Origin of the sequence: Pseudomonas sp. 7P_10.2_Bac1 (assembly GCF_025465935.1) — a bacterium.
Classification (GTDB): domain Bacteria; phylum Pseudomonadota; class Gammaproteobacteria; order Pseudomonadales; family Pseudomonadaceae; genus Aquipseudomonas.
In genome coordinates, this window is the sequence record NZ_JANLNV010000051.1 from 66,188 (window position 1) to 86,074 (window position 19,887).

A 19,887-nucleotide genomic window follows, 5' to 3' on the forward strand; every position below is an offset into this window, starting at 1 on the left:
CCAGCCACTCTTCGCAACAGATACAGGGGCGTCGCCAAGCGGTAAGGCAGCAGGTTTTGATCCTGCCATGCGTTGGTTCGAATCCAGCCGCCCCTGCCATTTTCCAGTGTTATTCAGCCGCCAGGCACATAACGAATAACCCAGTCAATTGAAAAGAACCGTTAGTTGCTGCCAAAGCATAAGGCCGCGATAGCCATTTCACCTGCCCGCCTCGCAGCCTTCGTGCATCGTCAGCGATTACAACGTCGGGTAGTCGATATACCCGGCCGCGCCGCCGCCATAAAGGGTGTCCGGATCCAGCTCAGCCAGAGGCGCACCGGTTTTCAGACGCTCGACCAAATCCGGGTTGGCAATAAATGGCCGCCCGAACGCGAACAAATCTGCCTTGTTTTCAGCCAATTGCTGCTTGGCCAACGCCAGGTCATAGCCGTTATTGGCAATGTAGGTGTTTTTAAAACGTCGACGCAGCCCGTCATAGTCAAACGGCGCGACATCACGCGGCCCGCCCGTCGCCCCTTCCACCACATGCAAATAAACAAGGTCGAGCGCAGATAGCCGATCGACGATGTAATCAAACTGCGCTTGTGGGTCGCTGCACGAAATACCGTTGGCGGGCGAGACTGGAGAAATCCGGATGCCCGTGCGTTGCGGGCCGATTTCACTGGTGACTGCCGAAGCAACTTCCAACAGCAAGCGGGCACGGTTGACGATGGAACCGCCATAGGCGTCGTCACGTACGTTGGCACCGTCCTTGGCGAACTGATCCAGCAGGTAGCCGTTGGCGCCGTGAATTTCGACACCATCAAAACCTGCCGCAATGGCATTGGCGGCGGCCCGACGATAATCCTCAACAATCCCTGGCAGTTCTGCCAGATCAAGCTCACGAGGCACTGAAACCTCGACAAAACTGTTGTTCACGAAAGTTTTCACCTCGGCACGGATTGCCGAAGGGGCGACCGGTGCGCCACCACCGGGCTGCAGGTCGACATGGGAAATCCGTCCTACGTGCCACAACTGGGCAAAGATCCGTCCACCTTTGGCGTGCACCGCCTCTGTCACGACGCGCCAGCCGTCAATCTGCGCCTGGGAGTAAATCCCGGGCGTGTCCTGGTAGCCCTGCCCTTGTTGGGAAATCTGCGTGGCTTCAGAGATCAGCAAACCCGCCGAGGCCCGCTGGCTGTAATAGGTCGCCGCAAACTCACTGGGCACAAACCCTTTGCCGGCGCGGTTACGGGTCAACGGAGCCATCACGATGCGATTGGCCAACGTGAGGGGGCCGAGTGCGTAAGGCTCAAACAACGTCTTTTCGGTCATGGCTGAGGTCCTTTGAAGGAGTGGCGAGGACTATGAGCATAGACCCCGTCGTCTCAAACTGCCGGTGCCATCAAAAGAACGTTACGACTGCTTCCCCCACTCAATCACTTCACTGTAAGGCGTCTGAATATCGCGCTCGGGGATTTCCCAGATCACCAGTTTGGGCGGGGTGTCTTTAAAGGCCGGGTTATTGAAGTAGGTGTTGGCCCCGCCGGAAAACTCCCCGCCATCTTTGGCGAAGTTGCCCACCGGAGCACCCAGCGCCTGCTGCAAGAACCCGAGAAAGTTGGAGTTTCGCGAAAATGAGGTACCGATCAAGGCGACATTCGGCAAGTTGTCATCGCCAAACAAGTCATCAAGGTTATCTCCCCCGCCGTTCGCCCCGCTCTTTTTCTCGCTGAACGCGCTCGCCGCAACCGTTTCTGGCGCAGGTTGTGACCCCAACGGCAGCCAATCAAGGCCCGCTAGGTGCACCAGGTCGCCCGGACGCCGCGCCGGGCTTTGCACGGTGCGAGCGTATTCAGTGTGGGGCGTGGCGCTGATACCCATGGCCTGCACGTGCTCGGCTATCGCCTTAGCTGCCGCCGATGAACCTGTTTCGCTCCAATGGGTGTCGGTTCGCAGAAACGCGGCGGCGCCCAACGGTTGTAACGTCGGCGCAAGGTCTACGGCCTTGACGCCCGCCTTGTTCAACGCCGCAACCCAGGCCTCGGCGCGGTGTTGCAATTGCGCCGGGCGCCGCAGGTCGCACAGTTGCGAAGCGCCAATGCGGCTCTTGTCCGGCACCACTGCCACCAGCAACTCGATGCCACGCTTGGCCAAACGCTGCTGAATGTCGAGCACCGCCGCCGCTTTGGTGTCCGCATTGTCTTGGGCATGACGGTTGATGCGCATCTCGTCGGTCAGGAACAACCAGCCGTCACACCCCGGTCGCACCCGTGCACCCGTATCGTGAAAGGTCAACCAACTGGCGGCACGCTCCAGGTCGGCGGCGCGTTCAGGCACCACCGCCATCGACAATTGCTTGGCGATCTTGTGGGTGACCTCGCCATGCAGCACTTGGTCTTGGGTAAGGTTGGGCGGCAGCAGGTCTACCTTGCCACTGATCAACAACCAGACTACCGAGGCAAAGCTGACCACCATAAACGCGCAGAATACCCAGCCGGACAACTTGCTGACTCGGGCTGTGAACTCACTCGGCATCACCGCTTTTGGGGAAGAGTCAGGCATGGGCTCGGCCATCAGAACTGGAAGTAAAGGAAAGGCACCGCTTCACGGCTCGCGATCAACGCGAACGAGAGCAGAAAGCCCGCCACCGGCCACACGGCCGCTATCGGTGCATACAGTGCTGAACCGCCAAAGCGTTGTTCATAACGACTTTTAAAGGCCGGGGCGAGAATGCAGGCAATCCCCAGCAAGGCCGCCAGGCCATGGGCCGAACGCAAGGTCACGGCCAGCGCGTCACCCAGGGCGAAGTCGTGCAAACCGATCTGCCCCGCGTACATGTTCAACGCCGAGTGAAAGTCCGGTGCACGGAACAAGGTCCAGGCCATGAACACAAACAGCAGGGTCAAGGTGTGCGCCAGCACCGGCGGGATGCTCGGCAGTGCCGAGCGTGACCAGAGCCGATCCACGCACAGCGCAATACCATGGGCGCAACCCCACAACAGGTAATTCCAACTGTCACCGCCATGCCACAAACCGGCGATGGCCATGGTCAGAAACAGATTGCGATAGGTGTTCCAGGCGCCATTGCGGTTGCCACCCAGGGCGATGTACAGGTAGTCGCGCAACCAACTGGACAGCGACATATGCCAGCGCCGCCAGAAGTCCTGGATGCTTCGGGCCAGGTACGGCTGGTTGAAGTTTTCCGGGAAGTGAAAGCCCAGCATCAAGCCAAGGCCGATGGCCATGGCGCTGTAGCCGGCAAAGTCGAAAAACAGTTGCAGGGAGTACGCCAGGCAGCCGATCCATGCATCGATAAAGGATGGGTTATCCAAGTGAAACGCCACGTCCACCAGCGGCGAGAGGGTATCGGCCACCAGCACTTTCATGCACATGCCAATCATGAAACGCCGGGCACCGAGCGAGAAGTTCTGCCAGTCGAAGTAGCGCTTGACCAGCTCGCGGCGCACCCAGTCGTAACGAATGATGGGGCCTGCAATCGAGTGGCCGAACATCGAAATGTACGTGGCGTAGTTCACAAAGCTGCGCTCGACCGGCACGGTTTTGCGGTGCACGTCCACCAGATAGGAAATCGCCTGCAGCACGATAAACGACAGCCCCGCCGGCAACGCCACGCGCTGCCATTCCAGCGGCATGGCGCCGGGGTAAGTGATCCACTCCATCCAGGTGGCCGCCAGGATGTTGGCGTACTTGTACCAGCACAACACAGCGGTGTTGAACACGATCAGGGCAACCAACAACCGCACGCGCCCCTTCGAGTCTTCCCGCGAGCGGTCAATCATCAGCCCGCCGACCCACGCCACCACGGTCAACGCCATGTGCAACGCGAGGAACATCGGGTTCAGCCAGCCATAGAACAACCAACTGCCGATCAACAAAATGACGTTTCGCCATTGCGGCTTGCCCAACGCATACAGCAGCAGGAAAGCCGGCAGAAATAACGTCAGAAACTCAAGAGAGGCGAAGACCATGGCGGCGGCATAATCCGGTCAGTTGGATAGAGTGTCCGTTGCTTGCAACAACCGCGGCCCGTTGGCCGAAGGCACCAGCATTACGCTGTAACGCTCGCCTGCCTTGAGTTGACCCAAATCCAGCGGTGCGCCGACATTGGCCTTCGCGCACACCAGTTGCACCGACAACTGCACCGGATTGATCATGCGGCGCCGAGCAGTGTTGACCGGCACAGTCTTGAACAACTCAACGTTACGACCCGCAACCAGCAGCGCGGCATCGGCACACGACGCATCGACGCTAAAGAACGCCAGCGATGCCTTTAAAGCGTTGAAATCATCCGGACTTTCACGCACCACTGCCTGTTGAATACCCGCACCACCCGGCACAGCAAACACCGTCACAAATTCACTGGGTTTGATGCTCAGATCGATGGGCAACTTCTGCCCGCCGCTGGCCAAGGCGCCCTTGATTGGCTTGCTGGAATCCACGGGATACAACATCGACACCGGCTGCGCTGTTTCCAGCCGCAGCGGTGGCTGCCCGGCCTGGGCAATCACGTCCAACGGCGCAGTGCTGGCGTTGACGAAGCGAATGAACGCCGAGTCTTCTGCAGGCCCTGTGGAATACAGCGCAGGGGCCGCCTGTGCCCAGGCACTGAAAGCCAAAACCGGCAGAGCCAGGAGCTCCGCAGAGGGTCTTGTCATTTTTTGAACTCCTTGACGGCAGGCGTATTGAGCAAGGCCTTGTCGATGGCATCGCCCCACAGTTTGTAGCCGGGGGCTGTCATGTGCTGGCCGTCGACCGTTGCCCATTCCTTTTGCCCCGGAACCGAAAACGTCAATGAGTCGATGTAATCGCACGGCGCGACGTTGGCCGCCAGAAAGCTGGACACTTCCTTGACCCGTGCCGGGTTCTTTTTATATTGCGCGCCCACGGAGCCCCAGTTCGGCCCCACCCAGACGCAACGCTTGCCCGTCGCGGCAATCGCTTTGGCCAGGCCAGTGGTCTGCGTCCACGCCCAGGTCTTGGGAAAGGCCGGCTTGTCGTAACCGGCCATGGTGTCGCCCAGCACCACCAGAACCAGGTCAGGTTTGTCGGCAGCGATCAATTGACTGATCGGCGTGGTCGCGGTCTTGTCACTCAACACCACCACCTTGCCGCCATCGTGTCGCTCGGCAGCACCACACTGCCCCGCTGCAGAGGCCTTGAGCCAGTCACCGGCATTGGAGCCGCAAATCCCCAGGGTGTGGACCTTGGCTCCCTGGGCCACAAGGTCTTCATGCAGCGAAGTGATCAAGTATCCAGGCGTCGCCAAATGACTGTCGCCAATCATTAAAATGGTCATGCCCGCCAAAAGTGATGCTGCCACGGTTTAGCTCCTGACGTTTAATACGCATACGGTGAAAGGTAAGGATTGATCGGCATCGGCATGCGCCCGGTGAACTCTTCAAGCGTGTAGCGCAGGTACAAGCCCCCGGTCCATTGCTTGTAATCCTGGGCGTTGTCCATGCCGAAACTGCCGCCCAGAATCATATTGCTGCCCAGGCGGTACTCGGCTGCCGCGCCGAGGTTGTAGCCAATGCCGTTTTTGTTTTGGCTAGACGATCGGGTCTGCAGTGACGAACCGGCAGCGGCATAGCCCGCCGATGCCTGTTCCAGCGAAGCCTGCATGGTGCTGTCGTTGGCAAAGTACTTGGCCGAGTCCTGCTCAATGTGCTGCAGGCCGACGGAGCCGCGCAGCGTGTAGCTCCAGCGATCACCGCGTTCGGACCAACTCACCGGCACGCCGAGGGAGAAGTAGTTTTGCGGGCTGAAGTAGCCACCACTGCCGTAGGTGAAGTTGCCCTGGTTATTGCCGTACTTCAGGGCCGTGGCGCCGAGGCCAGCGGTCAACCGGCGAGCATCGTCACTCAGCAGGTACCAGTAAATACCGGCGCCTGCTTCGGCGCGGGTGTTGTCCTTGACGTTGTTGCCCAACAGTTTGTAAAGACCGGCGTAACCGTATGCACCGTAATCGCCATTATCGTAGCCCAGTTGCGCACGCCCACCGTTGGCGGTCACGCCGCCCCATTTAAGCCCGCTGCGCGCATCCTTGGCGCCGCCAAACGACACTAGACTGTCGTTCACCGAGCGGCGGGACACACTGGCTCCGTAGCGGACATTGCTGTCATCGCTGAGCGCCCGATCAATACTCACGCCCCCCACGGGCGTGCTGTACAAAAAGCCCAGCGGGCTGACACCGATGTCGGCCTTGAGGCCTTCTGCCGGCATTTCGTAGCCCACCGACACGCCAACGCCCGAATCTTTTTGACGCCCTGCCGAACCATTGACACCGCTGGCCGCGGCCAAATCGGCAGGCTTTGGATCGGCGCCTGCCAACACGGTTTTTACCGCCGCGATCTGAGCCTCGTTAGGGCCGCCAAACCGGGTCTTGGCCGAGTCCCCGACACTGCCAGCATTCAGCGATACCGGGGTCACCCGCAGGGCCACCCGGTCATCGCCCACCGGGAGGTTAATCTCCAGGGGCGCTTCAACATCGGTCATTTTGCTCAAGCCCGACTCGCTGTCATTGCTGCGAATCGCTACCCCTTGAGTGATGCGTGGGCTGCGTTCCTGTTTGATCTCGGTCAAGGCGGTTTGCATGGCCTGGCGCGCTTGCTCTTGCGGATCGCTCGCCGGGGCCACGCCAGCCCCTTGCGCAGCGAAGTCTCCATCATCGAACGGAATGGCCGAGTAATGCTCCTGGGCGGTGCTCGATGCGGTGCGCGCAGCGCGCCCGGGAGTGCCGGCATACAAGCGCGGTGCGGGTTCGACAACGGCGTCGGCGGCCGCCAGTTGCTCTTGTGCAGGCGCCGGAATCTGTGGCGCGCTGCCTTTAGCCAATCGCGACTGACGACGCTGCCCCGCCGCCCCTACGAAAGGGTTGGCGGCCACGGCCGTATTGGTGAACGGGTTGAGATCATCTTGTTTGGGCGGTGCCTGCAGGGCCAGGGCGCGTGTGTAGAGCTCCTGAGCCTTGGCATTTTTACCTTGGGCACGGAAGATCCCCGCCGCACTGCCGAGTATCTGGGCGTCGTTGGGGGCCAGCGCCAGGGCTTTATCAGCCGCCGCCGCAGCCCCGCTCTTGTCACCCGATCTGGCCAGGGCCTGCGCCATGCCGATCTGCAATTGCGGATCGTCAGGCGCGGCCAGCAACAGGGGTTTATACAGGGCGATGGCTTTGGCGCTGTCGCCATTGGTCAGGTACATACGCGCCAGAGCAGCGTTGGCCAATGGATCGTTCGGGCGCTGAGCCAGTGCCGGAGCCAGGGTGTCGTAAGCCGACACCAGATCGCCCTTCTCACGCAATACATCCGCCTGACGCACGGTGTACAAAAACAGCAGGTCGTCATAAGTGCGCTGATCGGTTGCGGTCAAAGGCTGAGCCTGCAACTCATTGAGCAATTGATTGACCCGGGTATCGTCACCGGTTTTCAGCAACACGCCGGCGTAAGCCAGGCGCAAAGAGGCCGGCGGATTGCTGCTCTGGGCAATGGCGTTGCGCAGCATCGACAGCGCGTGATCGGGGTAACCTGCATCCACGTAGGCCGAGGCCAGCATGCCCAAGGCCTGCGGCTTGCCACGTGCCGCCAGTTCAGCCCGGCGCAGCTGGCTCAGCGCCTGGGTGCGGTCACCCTGCTTGGACAGTGTCGAGGCCTGGCTGACCAATGACTGCACCTGGGCTTCGTTGGCCAGTTGCTGCATCGGCGCCGTACGCTGGTTGAAGGGGATCTGATCCAGCGTACTCTGCGCGGCGGACCACTCGCCCAACCGGCTCGACAGTAAGGCACTGGCGTACAAGTGCTCAGGGCTTTGCGGGTTAGCCTTGAGCGCATCGGCCATGGTTTGCCGGGCCAGATCAGGGGTCTTGGCCTTCAGGTAAAACAGCGCCAGATCGTAGCGTGTCCAGGCGTTGTCCGGGTCATTGCGAATGGCCTCTTGCTGCGCCGTAATTGCGCCTTTGAGGTCACCACTGCTCGCTGCATTTTTGGCCTTGCCAACCGCCACCGCCGCTTTTAACGGACGCAAATCGCCCAAGCGCTGCTGCTGAGCCGGTGTCATGCGCTCGACCATCTGCATGGCCTGACTGGCCTGACCGTTCTGCGCCATTACGGTGATCAACCCGAGCAAGGCATCAGGGTTGTCGCTGTCCAGGCTAAGCGCCTGCTGATAGCTGCTCTGGGCATTGCTTAGCTGATTTTGCTCGGCCTGTACCACGCCCAGCGCAATGTAGCCTTCGGCCTGACGCGGGTTGCTGGCAATGGCTTGCTGCAACAAGCTGCGCGCGCGGGCAAGGTCCTGACCGGCCCTTGCCTTGTCGGCCTGGGCCAGCAGGTTCCAGTAACGGTTGCCATTGAGCGCAGCCTGCCAGCGCTTGTCAGGACCGCGAGCGGCGGCGCGGCCCAACAATTCATTGGCATCACTCAAACGCCCCTGACGCTGACGAACCAGACCCAGGCCACCCAGCGCGTCGGGGTCTTGCGGCTGCTCTTTGAGTCGCGCCTGAAACGCTTGCTCAGCGACGCTCAGTTGATTGTTTTGCAGGGCCTTGAAGCCCCGTGCCAGGTTCGGGTTCATACTGGCCGTGCTGCCAGCCTTGGGTCGACTGAGCATTTGCTTGCGGATTTCAGTGTCGTTCGGGTTGGCCTTGAGGTAAGCCTCAAACAAGGGAATATCCGAAGGGCGTGGCGTGCCCAGCCAGACCAGCCCTTGGCGCCAGCTCTCGGTTGCCTCACCGCCCAGTTCAGGCAGGGTCGATAACTGCGCCAGACGCCGCAAACCTTCTGGCCGCGTGCCTTCGCTTCGAATCAGCAACTTGGCCAGCACCAGTTTGGCCTTGGCGTTGTTCGGGTTCTGTTGCAGCAAACGCTCCAACCCCTGACGCGCCTCGTTGCCGCCGCTGGCGGTGTAACTCAAGTAGTTGTAGAACTCCACCGCCAGATCACCTTGCGGCGGTTTGCCCGCAAACGCCTGCCGGTACAGCGCCACCGCCTTATCCAGCTCCCCACCTCTGGCCTGGGTGCGGGCCTGGTCGAGCAGGTCCGGGTTGGAGCCGGCCTGAAGCGCAATCGCTTGCTCCAGCTGTAAGGTCAGCGGCTCGCCCGGGTGCGATTTTTTCAACTGCGCCAGGTAGTTATTGGCTCCCGCCACTCGTTTGGCCCTGAGTTCAAGCAGCCCAAGGCCATAAAGCGCATCCACTTGCTGAGGCTCTATCAGCAACAGCTTTTTCCAGATCTCGGCGGCCCGGGTCGGGTCATTTTGAGTCTGCCAATATTTACCCTGCTCCAGCAGTGCCTTGCCCGCGTCATTAAGCGCGGCAAAACTGCTGCTGTTGATCAGGGCGGCAAGTATCCCGAAAGCTACAGCATGGTGGCGCGCAGACATGTTGTCTCCCACATCGGTTGCAACTTCCCGTCAATCAGGAAGTGGTAGCGGTTGTCCATGTAACCCAGGGAAAACAGGCTCAAGACAAAAAAGTAATACGGTGGCTGCGCGAGCTCGATGGCCTCGGGTGTGAGGCTTTGCGCCATGAGTTGTTCAACCCGTAGTGCCTGCTGTTGTTGCAATGTGTCTTTGCCCAGGGCCTTGAGGTACGGCAGCAACGCCGCCGAAAAACCAAACGGCCCTGCCCCGCTGCGCTCGCCGCTCTTGACCCGGACTTTCTCCGGCGGCGCGCCATCCTCGGTGGTGGCTTGCAACATGCCGCTGAGGCTATCGAGCAAGGGCTTGCGCAAGCGGTCAGGCGCCGGCATCAACCCCGCCCAGAGGTAAGTGCGTATGGCGTCATAGCTGCCCAGATCACCCTTGGTCGGATCAACCACAAACTCGCCGGTTTCGGGGCCGGTAGCGCGGTAAGTCACCCAGTCGGCAACAAACCCGTTGCGGGAAACCGCCTGGATCAGGGCCGCCGTATTGTTGGCGATCTCGGCCCATGGGCCAGCAGGGTCGACCTCTGCAAATCGGTGGAGAATCGGGATGGGCATGTAACTGGGGTTTAACTGCCACTGCTCAGGAGTGGCGGGGTCAGGCTTGATAAAGCCGAACTTGCCCGGCATCAGCATCTTGCCCAGCCCCGGCAAGGTGGCGACCTCCTGACTGGCGACGTTGTGCAATAGCTGGTGGCCGTCTTCGGTGTAGTCAGGGCGATGCCATAGCCGCCCGGCTTCAAGCAAGGCGTAGGCAAACCACAAGTCGCCATCGGAAGCTGAATTGCTGTCCAGCAAGATCCATTCTCCGTGCTCGTCCAGGCCCCAGAACCAACCCGGTAAATGGGTGTTGATGTCGCCTTGGGCCAAGTTGTTCACGCTCCAGCGCCACAGCTTATCGAAGGCCTCACGGTCGTTCGCCACCAACGCAAAAAACATGGCATACGACTGCCCTTCCGATGAACTGTGACGCTGCGGCGTGCTGGCATCCATCACGCGTCCGTCGGGCTGTACAAAATGCGCGGCGAAGGTTTGCCACAGCGGCCAGGGCGACACGCGGCAAGCCTCTGCGCGCGCAGTCGTTGGCAGCGGCCAGGTCAACAGCAATGCGAACAAAGCACCTGCACGAAAGCGGCTTTGAACGGCACTGACACCCGTCGAAAAAAGCATAGGCCTTACTCTTTAAGACGTTTATTGGCACGCGCACGCAGGGCCAGGTAAGCCAGGCCACTGAGCACGAGCACACCCAGGCCGGTCAGCAGCAACACCCACAGCACATGGCGCGACATCAGCCATTGCAGGTATTTGATCGGCCCCAAGCTACCGACGTAGTAATCCTCGTCAGCGACCAGCGCCTCGATGGATTTGTCGCGCACCACCACCAGGCTGCCCTGGACTGATTGGGTGTAATCCTCCCCGCCAATCAGCGCATTGGTCGCATCGGCCAGGCCGTCAGGCCCGCCCCCCGCGATCACCACCACACTGCGCCCGCTCTTGAGTGGCGACTCGAAGCCCGTCAGGTAGGTACTGCGGGCGCCACCCGAAAACGCCATCTGCAGCTTGCTCTGGCGCAGGTTGGCTTCAGGGTCAGGGCTGAACCAGTCACGAATGCGCATGGGCAAATCGGAGAGATGAAATGTCTGCTGCCCGTTGGCGTCGTAGGCAGGCAAGCGGTCGGCCCACTGTTGCAACAACGGCTGGTTCGAACCCGAGGCAAATACCAGCAGGTCCTTGTTTGCCGCCCCCGCCACCTTGTCTGCCTCAATCACTTGCACACCAACCGCCGGGTAACCAGTGGCCTGGCCAAAGCGCCCGAGCACGGTCAGGAATGCATTGAGCTCGGCAGCCCCCGGATGGTCAGGCAGCACCACGGCGGTTTCCGACAGATCCGCCATGCGGGTGAACGGGAAGCCGGCGTCCTTGAATACCCCAAGGTTAGGCATGGCGATGAAATGATCGTAGCCGGTCAAGTCCAGTGTCGACTCGGGGTCGATGGCACCGCGCATGTTGTCGATGATGATGTCGCGGCATTCACCCTGCTTGATGTAATCAAACATGAAGCGCAGTTGCAGGCGTGATTGCAGGGCCACCGAGTTCAACGGCAAGCGCACGTTGGCTTCGCGATCAAGGTTGCCATTGTTGGAGGCCAGATCGCTGAGCACACCGCTGTCGAGCTTGTCTTCGGACGGCAGGCTCTGCGACTGAATCAATGCATCGTTGAAGCTGACAATAAACGACGAGTTATTGGATTTCTCTTGAGGCGTGTACCGGTATTTGAGGTCCAGCGGGGCGCCAGAATCGCGCCAGGTGAACAAGTCTGGCGGGAAGTTCAAAGGCACCACGATGTCGCCCGGGTTATAGCCGGAGACATTGAATTGCTGCTCAGGCAGCAGCTCGCCCAGCTTGACCTTGCGATCGGTGGGCAACCAGTTAGGCGCATCGTAGGGTTTGCGTGGCTGCACGACCGCGAGGTTATCGATCACGACACTGTTGCCCGACAACGCCTGACTGCCCAGTACCAGAGCGGTCGCAGCCCGTTTGAGTTCGGCACTGTCGCGACCGGTGATAAGCAGCAACTTGCCGTTAGGGTCGTTGGGGTTGGTGATCAGGTTAATGCTCGGCCCTTTGGCCGCTGGCAGGCTTACCCCGTCCAGTTGCAAGTCGCCCGGGCCACTGAGCAGCACCACCGCGTTACCGTGGGTGGGGATCTGGTTGAAACTTGAGGTGAACCGCGCACCGCGGTAACTGGCCAAGGCACCGAACCAGGAAGACAACGCCCCGGCAGCTTCCAGCGTGGTGTTGTCAGGTGATGCGGCAAATACAAATGGCAGATTCAGGGGCTGCGCGTCACGGCGATCAAAAAAAGGCAGCGGCAAGATCGACAAGTCATCAGGCAACACGAGGGGGGACACGTCCAGGGTCAGAAGTGTGCCGTTGTTTATCTTGGCCCACAGGCTTGAATGCAGCGGGTCTTCGCAGCTCATCGTGTAGTGCCCGATAAACTGCAGGCTCAAGCGGTTGAACTCGGTGATCAGGTGCGCCGGAATCTCGATTGTCTGTTGCTGCGGTTGCCCGGCTTTGTCTTTGGGCAACGGCAAGCTTGCCGCCACTTCGTCATTGACCAGTACGTTGATGTGCGACAGATCAGCCAGCAGCGCAGGTGAATACGTGTACTGCAGGTTCAACTTGGCACCCGTCACGATCGAGTCTGCGCGCACGTTGAAATTGACGCTGTCTGTGGAATCAACGCCGCGCAAGGTCATGGGGTAATTGCGCCCCAGTTGCTTGAGCGTCACCGTGTAGCTATTGGTGTTGGCCGCCGGAGCAGCAGCTGTCTCGGCGAATGCGGTGCCGCCACTCAAGGCCAGCCAGGCACAGGTCAGGCCTGCCAGTGCACGACACGGATCGCGCAGCGTACTGAGAGCAATAGACTTTGAATTCATCATTTGTCCGTTACGTTTTCTAGAGTGGATGAGGCGACACGACGACGCTGGATTAAGTTGCGCGCCTCCATGAGCGTGGCTTGAAACAGGGCATAGAGACCGCGCCCGCCAATGCGGGTCACGGCGCGCAAGGCCACCACTGGCGTATCGATCTGGCCGTGGCCCCACGTAGACGCCCAGGTATCGGCACGTGAAAACGTCAGACGGACCCATTCGCTCTGCTGTCGCAAACTCAATTGATCAAACTGCAAGCCGAGCAGAGAGCCGCGGCTAAACACAATATTGGCGGGGAAGACGCTGGGGTGATTGTCTTTGAACAGCGACAGCTGCACGCGCGCGCCTTGGGGCACGCTGACCCCTTCGGGCAAGCGCATCCCCATGCCCTTTTGCGAAAAATCCTGGGTCACGCCTTCGATGACGCGACCATCAGCCAAGGTCAATAGCGCCGGCAGTTCGGCTGCCACCCGCGGCTCTGAACGTATCTGACGGGTCTCACTGGCGACCGCCACGGCAGCGCTGGTAATGATCAGGTTATAGACCGTCCACACCAGGTTGATCAGCAAGGTGATCACCGAGCCTTCATGCCCCAGTGCCAGTTGCACCAGGCCGAAAATCATCCCCGCCAGGTTGAGCGCCAGCAGCACGATATAAGGCCGGGCAAGCTTCCAGTCGAAGTAAGTCTGGTCGATGATCCCGCCCTTGTTGGTGACGTTGAAACCACCAAACTTGGGGCGCACCAGCGCCGTCAGCACCGGCCCCATGATGTACCAGGCCAGTACCGTCTCGTACACCTCGTTCCAGAACGAGTGGCGGAAGCGCCCTTGGATGGCCGAGTTGGTCAAGCTGGCGTGGAAGATGTGCGGCAGCGCATAGGCCATGATCATCAAGCCGGAGGCATGAAAGATCTGCGCACCAAAAAACAGATACGCCAACGGCGCGGTCAAGAACACCAGCCGCGGCAAACCATAAAAAAAGTGCAGCATGGCGTTGAGGTAGCACAGGCGCTGCCCCAGCTTTAAGCCCTTGCCGAACAACGGGTTGTCGGTACGAAAAATCTGCGCCATGCCCCGTGCCCAACGGATCCGCTGGTTGATATGCCGCGACAGACTCTCCGTGGCCAGACCAGCCGCCTGGGGGATCGCCAGATACGCGGTGTTGTAGCCCGCGCGGTTGAGTTTGAGCGCGGTGTGGGCGTCTTCGGTCACGGTTTCTACCGCAACCCCGCCGACTTCCATCAACGGGCCACGGCGCAACACTGCACACGAGCCACAAAAGAAAGTGGCGTTCCACAGGTCGTTGCCATCCTGCACCAGCCCATAGAACAGCTCGCCCTCGTTTGGCACCGAGCGGAAGGTGTTGAGGTTCTTCTCGAACGGATCTGGCGAAAAGAAGAAGTGCGGCGTCTGCAACATCGACAGCTTGGGGTCCTTGAGGAACCAGCCGATGCTGATTTGCAGAAACGAGCGAGTCGGCACGTGGTCGGCATCGAAAAAGGCCACATACTCGCCGCTGGTCACCTTCAAGGCTTCGTTGAGGTTGCCAGCCTTGGCGAAACGGTTGTTGTCACGGGCAATGTAGTTGACATTGATCTGCTCACAGAACTCACGAAAGTCCTGGCGATTGCCGTCGTCAAGCACATGGACCCGCAGCTTGTCCTTGGGCCAGTCCATAGCCTGGGCTGCAAAAATTGTCAGCTTCACGATTTCCAGCGCTTCGTTGTAGGTCGGGATAAATACGTCTACAACCGGCCATTCACTGGGCGGCGCCTTGAGCAACACGGGCTGGCGCCGCAACGGCCAGGCCGTTTGCAGATAACCGAAAATCAACACGGCCAGGGCATAGAGCTCGGCCAGCACCAAGCCGTAACCGAACGCAATGTCGAGCCAGCTTTCAAAGTCCAGGGTCGAGGTCACGCGCCAGTACATGTAACGCAACGAAGCGGTCAGTGACAGGGCGATCAGGATCAACACCGTCAGGCGTCCCGGTATCTTGCGCACTATCAGCGCCACGATGAAACAGCTCAGGGCGAAGGTGCACTGCGCATAAAAATCAAAGGGCGCGATGATGACAAATATCCCCAGCACGGCGCATAACAGCGCGACGCCAACGCCCAGCATGCGTCGCAACCCGGGCGGCCATTGCTCGATACGATCTGAAAAAGACCGGGCCAAACGCTGAGTCCTGTTGGATTCAGTCGCGCTTGAAGGCTCTTCGCTCGTGTTGATCACTGGGCTGCAACCCCTTGAGAAGATGAGGCTGCAAACCGGGATTTAAGTATTTGCGACAAAAGCACCACGTCTTCGCACGCGGGGGAAAGCTCAGCCTGCGCCATGGGATTACGCCCATAGGCCAGCACCTCGCCCAAAGCGTTGTCCAGCGCCACAACCGCCAAAAGCTGATCGCCAAGGCGTCGCTTTAGAACTTGCAGCATGTCTCTGGAAAATTCGCGACTGGCATCAAATTGGTTCACCACATGACTGCAGCGCGAATACGCCGGACGAACATCAGCAGTGCCCAGCAGATGTTCGATTGAGTCGAGGGTGATAAAACTGGCGGCATCGGCGGTGCTGACAATCAGCACTTCATCGGCTACATCCAGAGCTTGCGCCAACGACCGAGTGGAACCGGTAGGGGTGTCGAGCACCACAACATCGTTTTCATTCAGGTCCATGCTGTCCAGTTGGCGAGCCAACCAATGCCGGTCTTCACGCATCTCTTGCATCAGTGCGTGATGTTCGTCTTCACTCAACACGCCATAAGGCAGCAACAAGGCATCATCAAAACCCTGCTGCAACCGGTCGTTCAAACCCTGCTGCGCCCCATTCAGGCTACCGAGACCTGACACGCTGTGCTCGACACCCAGGTGGTAATGCAAGGCGTTTTGCGGGTCCAGGTCGATGGCCAGGGTCCGGCCCCCCTCCAGACGCAAGCAACTGGCCAGCCCTGCCCCCAAAGTGGTTTTACCGACCCCACCCTTGAACGAAATCAGCGCCACAATGTGAGCCTTGCATTTGGCCGGACGGCCTCGAGCGGCGGCCTGGCGTAACGCCTCACCGGCCAGGGCCTGCTCCTCAGCCTGACGGGCCTGCACCACTTCAGCGAGCAGATTGCGCAATTGGCTTGGCGCGGTCACAGGCGCAACCGGCGTTTCTTGAGCTTCTGAAGCTTTTGCAGATTCTGGCGCTTGCGGGGTCGGCGCAGCAGCCTGCGGGTCAACAGACGGCGTTACCCGAGACTCAACTTCGATGGCCTTCTGAGGTTCGGGCAACGACTCACTGAACGGCTCTTGCACCGGTGCCTCCACAAGTTCTTCAACGATAGATGGGGCAGGCACCGCTTCAGGGCCGACAAGGGCTTTGTCGGGGGCCGGGACGGGTTGGTTTTCTTTGAAATCGGCCTGACTTTCGAACTCGTGATAACTGCCAGCGCTTGCTCCGAATCGACTGAAAAGATTCGAAATGTCATCTGTACGATTCATAAAGAATTCCCGTGACACTGGCTTTTTATTAGGAAGTTCTGCTTCACCACACCGATAACCTCAAGCTAGGCCATCAATATGGCATCGTCAATATTTTGAATATGACAGACCCTAAAACCGACCTCCAATTAAAAAAAATCATCCAGTTCGTCATTATTTTGACATTTTCATTTTTTCAAAATTGACATCCATACACGCCCAGCGCACCGCATAACCGCCCGCTGGGCTGGAGCCCGCGAAAACTGTGGAGGTGTCGTCAAAAAGAGGCATATGGATGAAATGAGCGTTATCTCACCGCCGTTACACAAATGCGGCACAGGATTGACAGAGTTGATCACCGCCTGGCACTGCAAACGCGTCCATATCCGCAGAGAGCGTGGTTCTAAAGTGCTGATAATCAAGCGCTTTTCGGCCTTACTAGAGCATTAACCTCAGGCTACCGCTGAAAAATCATCGGCCGGGTTTAGTCGCGATTGCTACTTGCCACGTGGACACCTTCGCGTGCGTCATCCCTGGGGGCGTCTACTAGACCAAGCGTCAGGCTTATTGCGCAGCCTGTAGGCCTGCGTATCGCACTTTGCGACTGCCAAGGAGGTACACCAAATAAGTGATCTGCAGTGAATAGGGCGACGAAAACGCCGTTGAACGGTGCGCCATTACCGACGCCAACCTCAACAGGATTTGCGTCGTATCTGGGTTGGGTTATGACATTTATGCGGAGGGCAATCTGACGCTTTTAGAGGACGATGTTAAATCGCAGACAACAAAAAAGGGCCCACCTTTCGGTGAGCCCTTCTAGACCGCCCAGCAGAGCGGATTTTGTTTGGTAGGCGCGATTGGACTCGAACCAACGACCCCCACCATGTCAAGGTGGTGCTCTAACCAACTGAGCTACGTGCCTGCTGTGGGGTCGCATTCTATAGATTTGCGGAGGGGTGTCAACACCTTTTTTGCAGCTAACCCCATGAATAGTCGAAATTTTTATTTTCATCCCGAAAATACGCAATTGGCGCTGGCTGGCGGGTGGATTTCAACTGAGGTAGCATCGAACTCACTCGTAAAAAATATAAAACAGAGGTTGCAGAATGGCGAACACACCTTATCCCCAGTCCTACTATGCGGCTTCGGCTAATCCGGCGCCGGAGCGCCCTGCCCTGCAGGATGAGGTTGAAACGGATGTCTGTGTGATCGGCGCCGGTTACACCGGGTTGTCGAGTGCTCTGTTTCTTCTCGAGAGCGGTTTCAAGGTCACGGTATTAGAGGCGGCCAAAGTGGGGTTTGGCGCGTCGGGACGTAACGGCGGCCAGATCGTTAACAGTTATAGCCGCGACATTGATGTGATTGAACGCACGGTCGGCGCCAAACAAGCCCAACTGCTGGGCCAGATGGCGTTTGAGGGCGGCAGGATTATTCGCGAGCGCGTTGCCAAGTATCAGATCCAGTGCGATTTGAAAGACGGCGGTGTGTTTGCCGCCATCACCAGCAAACAAATGGGCCACCTCGAAGCGCAGAAGAAGCTTTGGGAACGCTTTGGCAACACCCAACTGGAGTTGCTGGACAAGCGCCGTATTGGCGAAGTAGTTGCCTGCGATCTTTATCAGGGCGGCTTGCTGGACATGAGCGGCGGGCATATTCACCCGCTCAATCTGGCGCTGGGCGAAGCCGCTGCAGTGGAGTCCCTGGGCGCAAAGATCTACGAGCAGTCGCCCGCCGTGCGCATCGAACGTGGCGCCAGCCCGGTGGTGCATACACCGCAGGGTAAAGTCCGGGCCAAGTTCATCATCGTCGCGGGCAATGCCTATCTGGGCAATCTAGTGCCCGAACTGGCGTCCAAATCCATGCCGTGTGGCACGCAAGTCATCACCACGGAACCGCTGGGCGACGCGCTGGCCAAAACGCTGCTACCTCAGGATTACTGCGTCGAGGATTGTAACTATTTGCTCGACTACTATCGCCTGTCTGGCGACAAGCGCCTGATCTTCGGCGGTGGCGTGGTATACGGCGCGCGCGATCCGGCCAATATCGAAGCAATCATCCGACCGAAAATGCTCAAGGCGTTCCCGCAACTCAAGGACGTGAAAATTGATTACGCGTGGACGGGTAACTTCCTGCTGACGCTGTCACGCTTGCCGCAGGTCGGGCGTATTGGCGACAACATTTATTACTCCCAAGGCTGCAGCGGGCACGGAGTCACGTATACGCATCTGGCAGGCAAGGTGCTGTCCGAAGCATTGCGCGGTCAAGCCGAGCGTTTTGATGCATTTGCTGACTTGCCGCACTACCCATTCCCGGGCGGGCAATTGCTGCGCACGCCGCTGACTGCACTGGGCGCCTGGTACTACAGCTTGCGCGACAAGTTCGGGTTTTAAACAGGGTTTGTGCCTGACCAAGCCCGGCAGGACGCCGGGTTAGCCGCACGGCCACGGATGGCCGTGTGCTCCAAGTGGTAGGGGCAAGCGCGTTGGGTTATTGGTATTTATTGCTGCGCTTGCAGGGCCTTGATGGCTTTGCCCGCCGCTTGCTCCTGGCCAAGGCGGGACAAGTCATTAGCCGCTTTTAACCAGCGCTCTTTGTCGACATTCACCGGCACTTGGTCCGGGGACAAAATCAACACGGCCCAGCTCCCAGCGTCTTTCCATCTGGACTCAAATTTACTGAAGTCCATGATCAGCCTCCGGTCCATGCCTGCCCGTAGCAGAACGGTTTGCTTATTTCGGTCATAACCCGCCAGCACCGCATAGCGTGGCTCGGTCCAGACCCGGCCTTCCATAAAGCGCACCATCACGGGATGGCCAGCCGCAACCTGGGTCAACAACGCCGGCAGCGATGGGTCCAGCCGATACACCATGAGCCCGTATTGCCCGGCCAACTGCTCCATGTTGCCCTGCAACGACGCCTCAGCCTCAGGCAGCTTGAGGGGCTTGGTCAGCAGCCCCGGGGTGATTCTGATGCGCTGTTCACCCAGCATGCTGGCCAATACCTGGGGGCCACTTTGATGGGCATTACCGCGAAAAAAAGTCCCCCCGTTGAGTTCCACCCGTTCCGGCAGGCGACGCATGCCAGTCTGGTCAACACTGGCACAGCCCACAACAGTCACGGCCAGGGCGGCCATCAGCCACAGACGCACCGATCTCAATCCAGTCACTCCCTGCATACTCCCTCGCTTTGAATGAACACCAGACCGCAAGGTCTGCCATGGCCGACGATCATAGGGCGCCACTGTCGCAAGGTATAGCCTTAAAGCACAGTGAAAGCGCGTACATAGAGCCAATCGGTTGGTGCAGCACGACCTTTGGTCAATAGACTGAAACACTGCCCGCGCTAGACTGTCATCTGAAGTGTGTTTATGCCCGTCGCGGGCAAAGGAGGCACTTATGAGCCCGACATTGACCATTATCCTGTTGATCACCGGCTGGCTGACCGTCGCCGCCGCCATGCTCTGGGGCCTGATGCGCATCAGCCGCCATCACCACCCGCAACCCCAGCCAAAACCGCAACAAAAACCGGCCCAGACGGCTGCCCGAGCCGCCAACGCGCACTAGGCTCT

Annotated in this window: 13 protein-coding genes and 2 tRNA genes; 3 read left to right on the forward strand and 12 right to left on the reverse strand. The window is 59.3% G+C overall.

What is annotated here, in order from left to right; genetic code table 11:
* The first annotated feature begins 24 nt into the window (after positions 1 to 24).
* Positions 25 to 99 (forward strand) — tRNA-Gln (locus NTD86_RS08980).
* A 138-nt stretch (positions 100 to 237) separates the two neighbouring features.
* Here NTD86_RS08980 and NTD86_RS08985 read toward each other — a convergent pair.
* The 11 genes from NTD86_RS08985 to NTD86_RS09035 form a co-directional block, all read right to left on the reverse strand.
* On the reverse strand, positions 238 to 1,314 hold the full coding sequence (locus NTD86_RS08985; RefSeq protein WP_262201846.1) for an alkene reductase: 1,077 nt from the start codon (positions 1,312 to 1,314) through the stop codon (positions 238 to 240).
* 81 nt (positions 1,315 to 1,395) lie between these two features.
* The gene (locus NTD86_RS08990; RefSeq protein ID WP_262201847.1) at positions 1,396 to 2,544 is read right to left on the reverse strand and encodes an alginate O-acetyltransferase AlgX-related protein; all 1,149 of its coding nucleotides are present in this window, start codon (positions 2,542 to 2,544) and stop codon (positions 1,396 to 1,398) included.
* A gap of 11 nt (positions 2,545 to 2,555) precedes the next feature.
* Positions 2,556 to 3,971: an MBOAT family O-acyltransferase gene (locus tag NTD86_RS08995; RefSeq protein ID WP_262201848.1), complete on the reverse strand. Its 1,416-nt coding sequence runs from the start codon at positions 3,969 to 3,971 to the stop codon at positions 2,556 to 2,558.
* Positions 3,972 to 3,989: 18 nt separating this feature from the next.
* Positions 3,990 to 4,658, reverse strand: coding sequence for an alginate O-acetyltransferase AlgF (locus NTD86_RS09000; protein WP_262201849.1), 669 nt, complete (start codon positions 4,656 to 4,658; stop codon positions 3,990 to 3,992).
* Positions 4,655 to 5,287, reverse strand: coding sequence for an SGNH/GDSL hydrolase family protein (locus tag NTD86_RS09005; RefSeq protein WP_262201889.1), 633 nt, complete (start codon positions 5,285 to 5,287; stop codon positions 4,655 to 4,657). The genes NTD86_RS09000 and NTD86_RS09005 overlap by 4 nt, the downstream gene beginning before the upstream one ends.
* A 53-nt stretch (positions 5,288 to 5,340) precedes the next feature.
* On the reverse strand, positions 5,341 to 9,378 hold the full coding sequence (locus tag NTD86_RS09010; RefSeq protein WP_262201850.1) for a cellulose biosynthesis protein BcsC: 4,038 nt from the start codon (positions 9,376 to 9,378) through the stop codon (positions 5,341 to 5,343).
* Positions 9,354 to 10,589 (reverse strand): cellulose synthase complex periplasmic endoglucanase BcsZ, encoded by a 1,236-nt coding sequence (gene bcsZ / locus NTD86_RS09015; RefSeq protein WP_262201851.1) that lies wholly within the window; start codon positions 10,587 to 10,589, stop codon positions 9,354 to 9,356. The genes NTD86_RS09010 and bcsZ overlap by 25 nt, the downstream gene beginning before the upstream one ends.
* A gap of 5 nt (positions 10,590 to 10,594) precedes the next feature.
* The gene (bcsB, locus tag NTD86_RS09020) at positions 10,595 to 12,862 is read right to left on the reverse strand and encodes a cellulose biosynthesis cyclic di-GMP-binding regulatory protein BcsB (RefSeq protein WP_262201853.1); all 2,268 of its coding nucleotides are present in this window, start codon (positions 12,860 to 12,862) and stop codon (positions 10,595 to 10,597) included.
* Positions 12,862 to 14,979: a UDP-forming cellulose synthase catalytic subunit gene (bcsA, locus tag NTD86_RS09025; protein WP_410016966.1), complete on the reverse strand. Its 2,118-nt coding sequence runs from the start codon at positions 14,977 to 14,979 to the stop codon at positions 12,862 to 12,864. Before bcsA ends, bcsB begins: the two co-directional genes overlap by 1 nt.
* A 107-nt stretch (positions 14,980 to 15,086) precedes the next feature.
* Positions 15,087 to 16,340, reverse strand: coding sequence for a cellulose biosynthesis protein BcsQ (gene bcsQ / locus NTD86_RS09030; RefSeq protein ID WP_262201855.1), 1,254 nt, complete (start codon positions 16,338 to 16,340; stop codon positions 15,087 to 15,089).
* Between the two features lie 824 nt (positions 16,341 to 17,164).
* A tRNA-Val gene (locus NTD86_RS09035) sits at positions 17,165 to 17,241 on the reverse strand.
* Positions 17,242 to 17,425: 184 nt separating this feature from the next.
* On the opposite strand from NTD86_RS09035, the gene NTD86_RS09040 reads away from it, so the two are divergent.
* Positions 17,426 to 18,709, forward strand: a complete 1,284-nt coding sequence (locus NTD86_RS09040; RefSeq protein ID WP_262201856.1) for an NAD(P)/FAD-dependent oxidoreductase — start codon at positions 17,426 to 17,428, stop codon at positions 18,707 to 18,709.
* A gap of 107 nt (positions 18,710 to 18,816) precedes the next feature.
* On the opposite strand, the gene NTD86_RS09045 is transcribed toward NTD86_RS09040, so the two are convergent.
* The gene (locus NTD86_RS09045) at positions 18,817 to 19,494 is read right to left on the reverse strand and encodes a peptidase C39 family protein (RefSeq protein ID WP_262201857.1); all 678 of its coding nucleotides are present in this window, start codon (positions 19,492 to 19,494) and stop codon (positions 18,817 to 18,819) included.
* Between the two features lie 220 nt (positions 19,495 to 19,714).
* Between NTD86_RS09045 and NTD86_RS09050 the strand changes: the two genes are divergently transcribed.
* Complete coding sequence (locus tag NTD86_RS09050; RefSeq protein ID WP_262201858.1) at positions 19,715 to 19,882, forward strand: hypothetical protein; 168 nt, start codon at positions 19,715 to 19,717, stop codon at positions 19,880 to 19,882.
* Positions 19,883 to 19,887 lie beyond the last annotated feature (5 nt).

Excerpts from the sequence above, each read along its gene's own strand:
- bcsB (WP_262201853.1), bottom strand. The coding sequence starts at position 12,862 with ATGAATTCAAAGTCTATTGCTCTCAGTACGCTGCGCGATCCGTGTCGT.
- NTD86_RS09000 (WP_262201849.1), bottom strand. The coding sequence starts at position 4,658 with ATGACAAGACCCTCTGCGGAGCTCCTGGCTCTGCCGGTTTTGGCTTTC.
- NTD86_RS08985 (WP_262201846.1), bottom strand. The coding sequence starts at position 1,314 with ATGACCGAAAAGACGTTGTTTGAGCCTTACGCACTCGGCCCCCTCACG.
- NTD86_RS09040 (WP_262201856.1), top strand. The coding sequence starts at position 17,426 with ATGGCGAACACACCTTATCCCCAGTCCTACTATGCGGCTTCGGCTAAT.
- NTD86_RS09045 (WP_262201857.1), bottom strand. The coding sequence starts at position 19,494 with ATGCAGGGAGTGACTGGATTGAGATCGGTGCGTCTGTGGCTGATGGCC.
- NTD86_RS09050 (WP_262201858.1), top strand. The coding sequence starts at position 19,715 with ATGAGCCCGACATTGACCATTATCCTGTTGATCACCGGCTGGCTGACC.
- NTD86_RS08995 (WP_262201848.1), bottom strand. The coding sequence starts at position 3,971 with ATGGTCTTCGCCTCTCTTGAGTTTCTGACGTTATTTCTGCCGGCTTTC.
- NTD86_RS09005 (WP_262201889.1), bottom strand. The coding sequence starts at position 5,287 with ATGATTGGCGACAGTCATTTGGCGACGCCTGGATACTTGATCACTTCG.
- bcsA (WP_410016966.1), bottom strand. The coding sequence starts at position 14,979 with ATGCTGGGCGTTGGCGTCGCGCTGTTATGCGCCGTGCTGGGGATATTT.
- NTD86_RS08990 (WP_262201847.1), bottom strand. The coding sequence starts at position 2,544 with ATGCCTGACTCTTCCCCAAAAGCGGTGATGCCGAGTGAGTTCACAGCC.
- bcsQ (WP_262201855.1), bottom strand. The coding sequence starts at position 16,340 with ATGAATCGTACAGATGACATTTCGAATCTTTTCAGTCGATTCGGAGCA.
- NTD86_RS09010 (WP_262201850.1), bottom strand. The coding sequence starts at position 9,378 with ATGTCTGCGCGCCACCATGCTGTAGCTTTCGGGATACTTGCCGCCCTG.
- bcsZ (WP_262201851.1), bottom strand. The coding sequence starts at position 10,589 with ATGCTTTTTTCGACGGGTGTCAGTGCCGTTCAAAGCCGCTTTCGTGCA.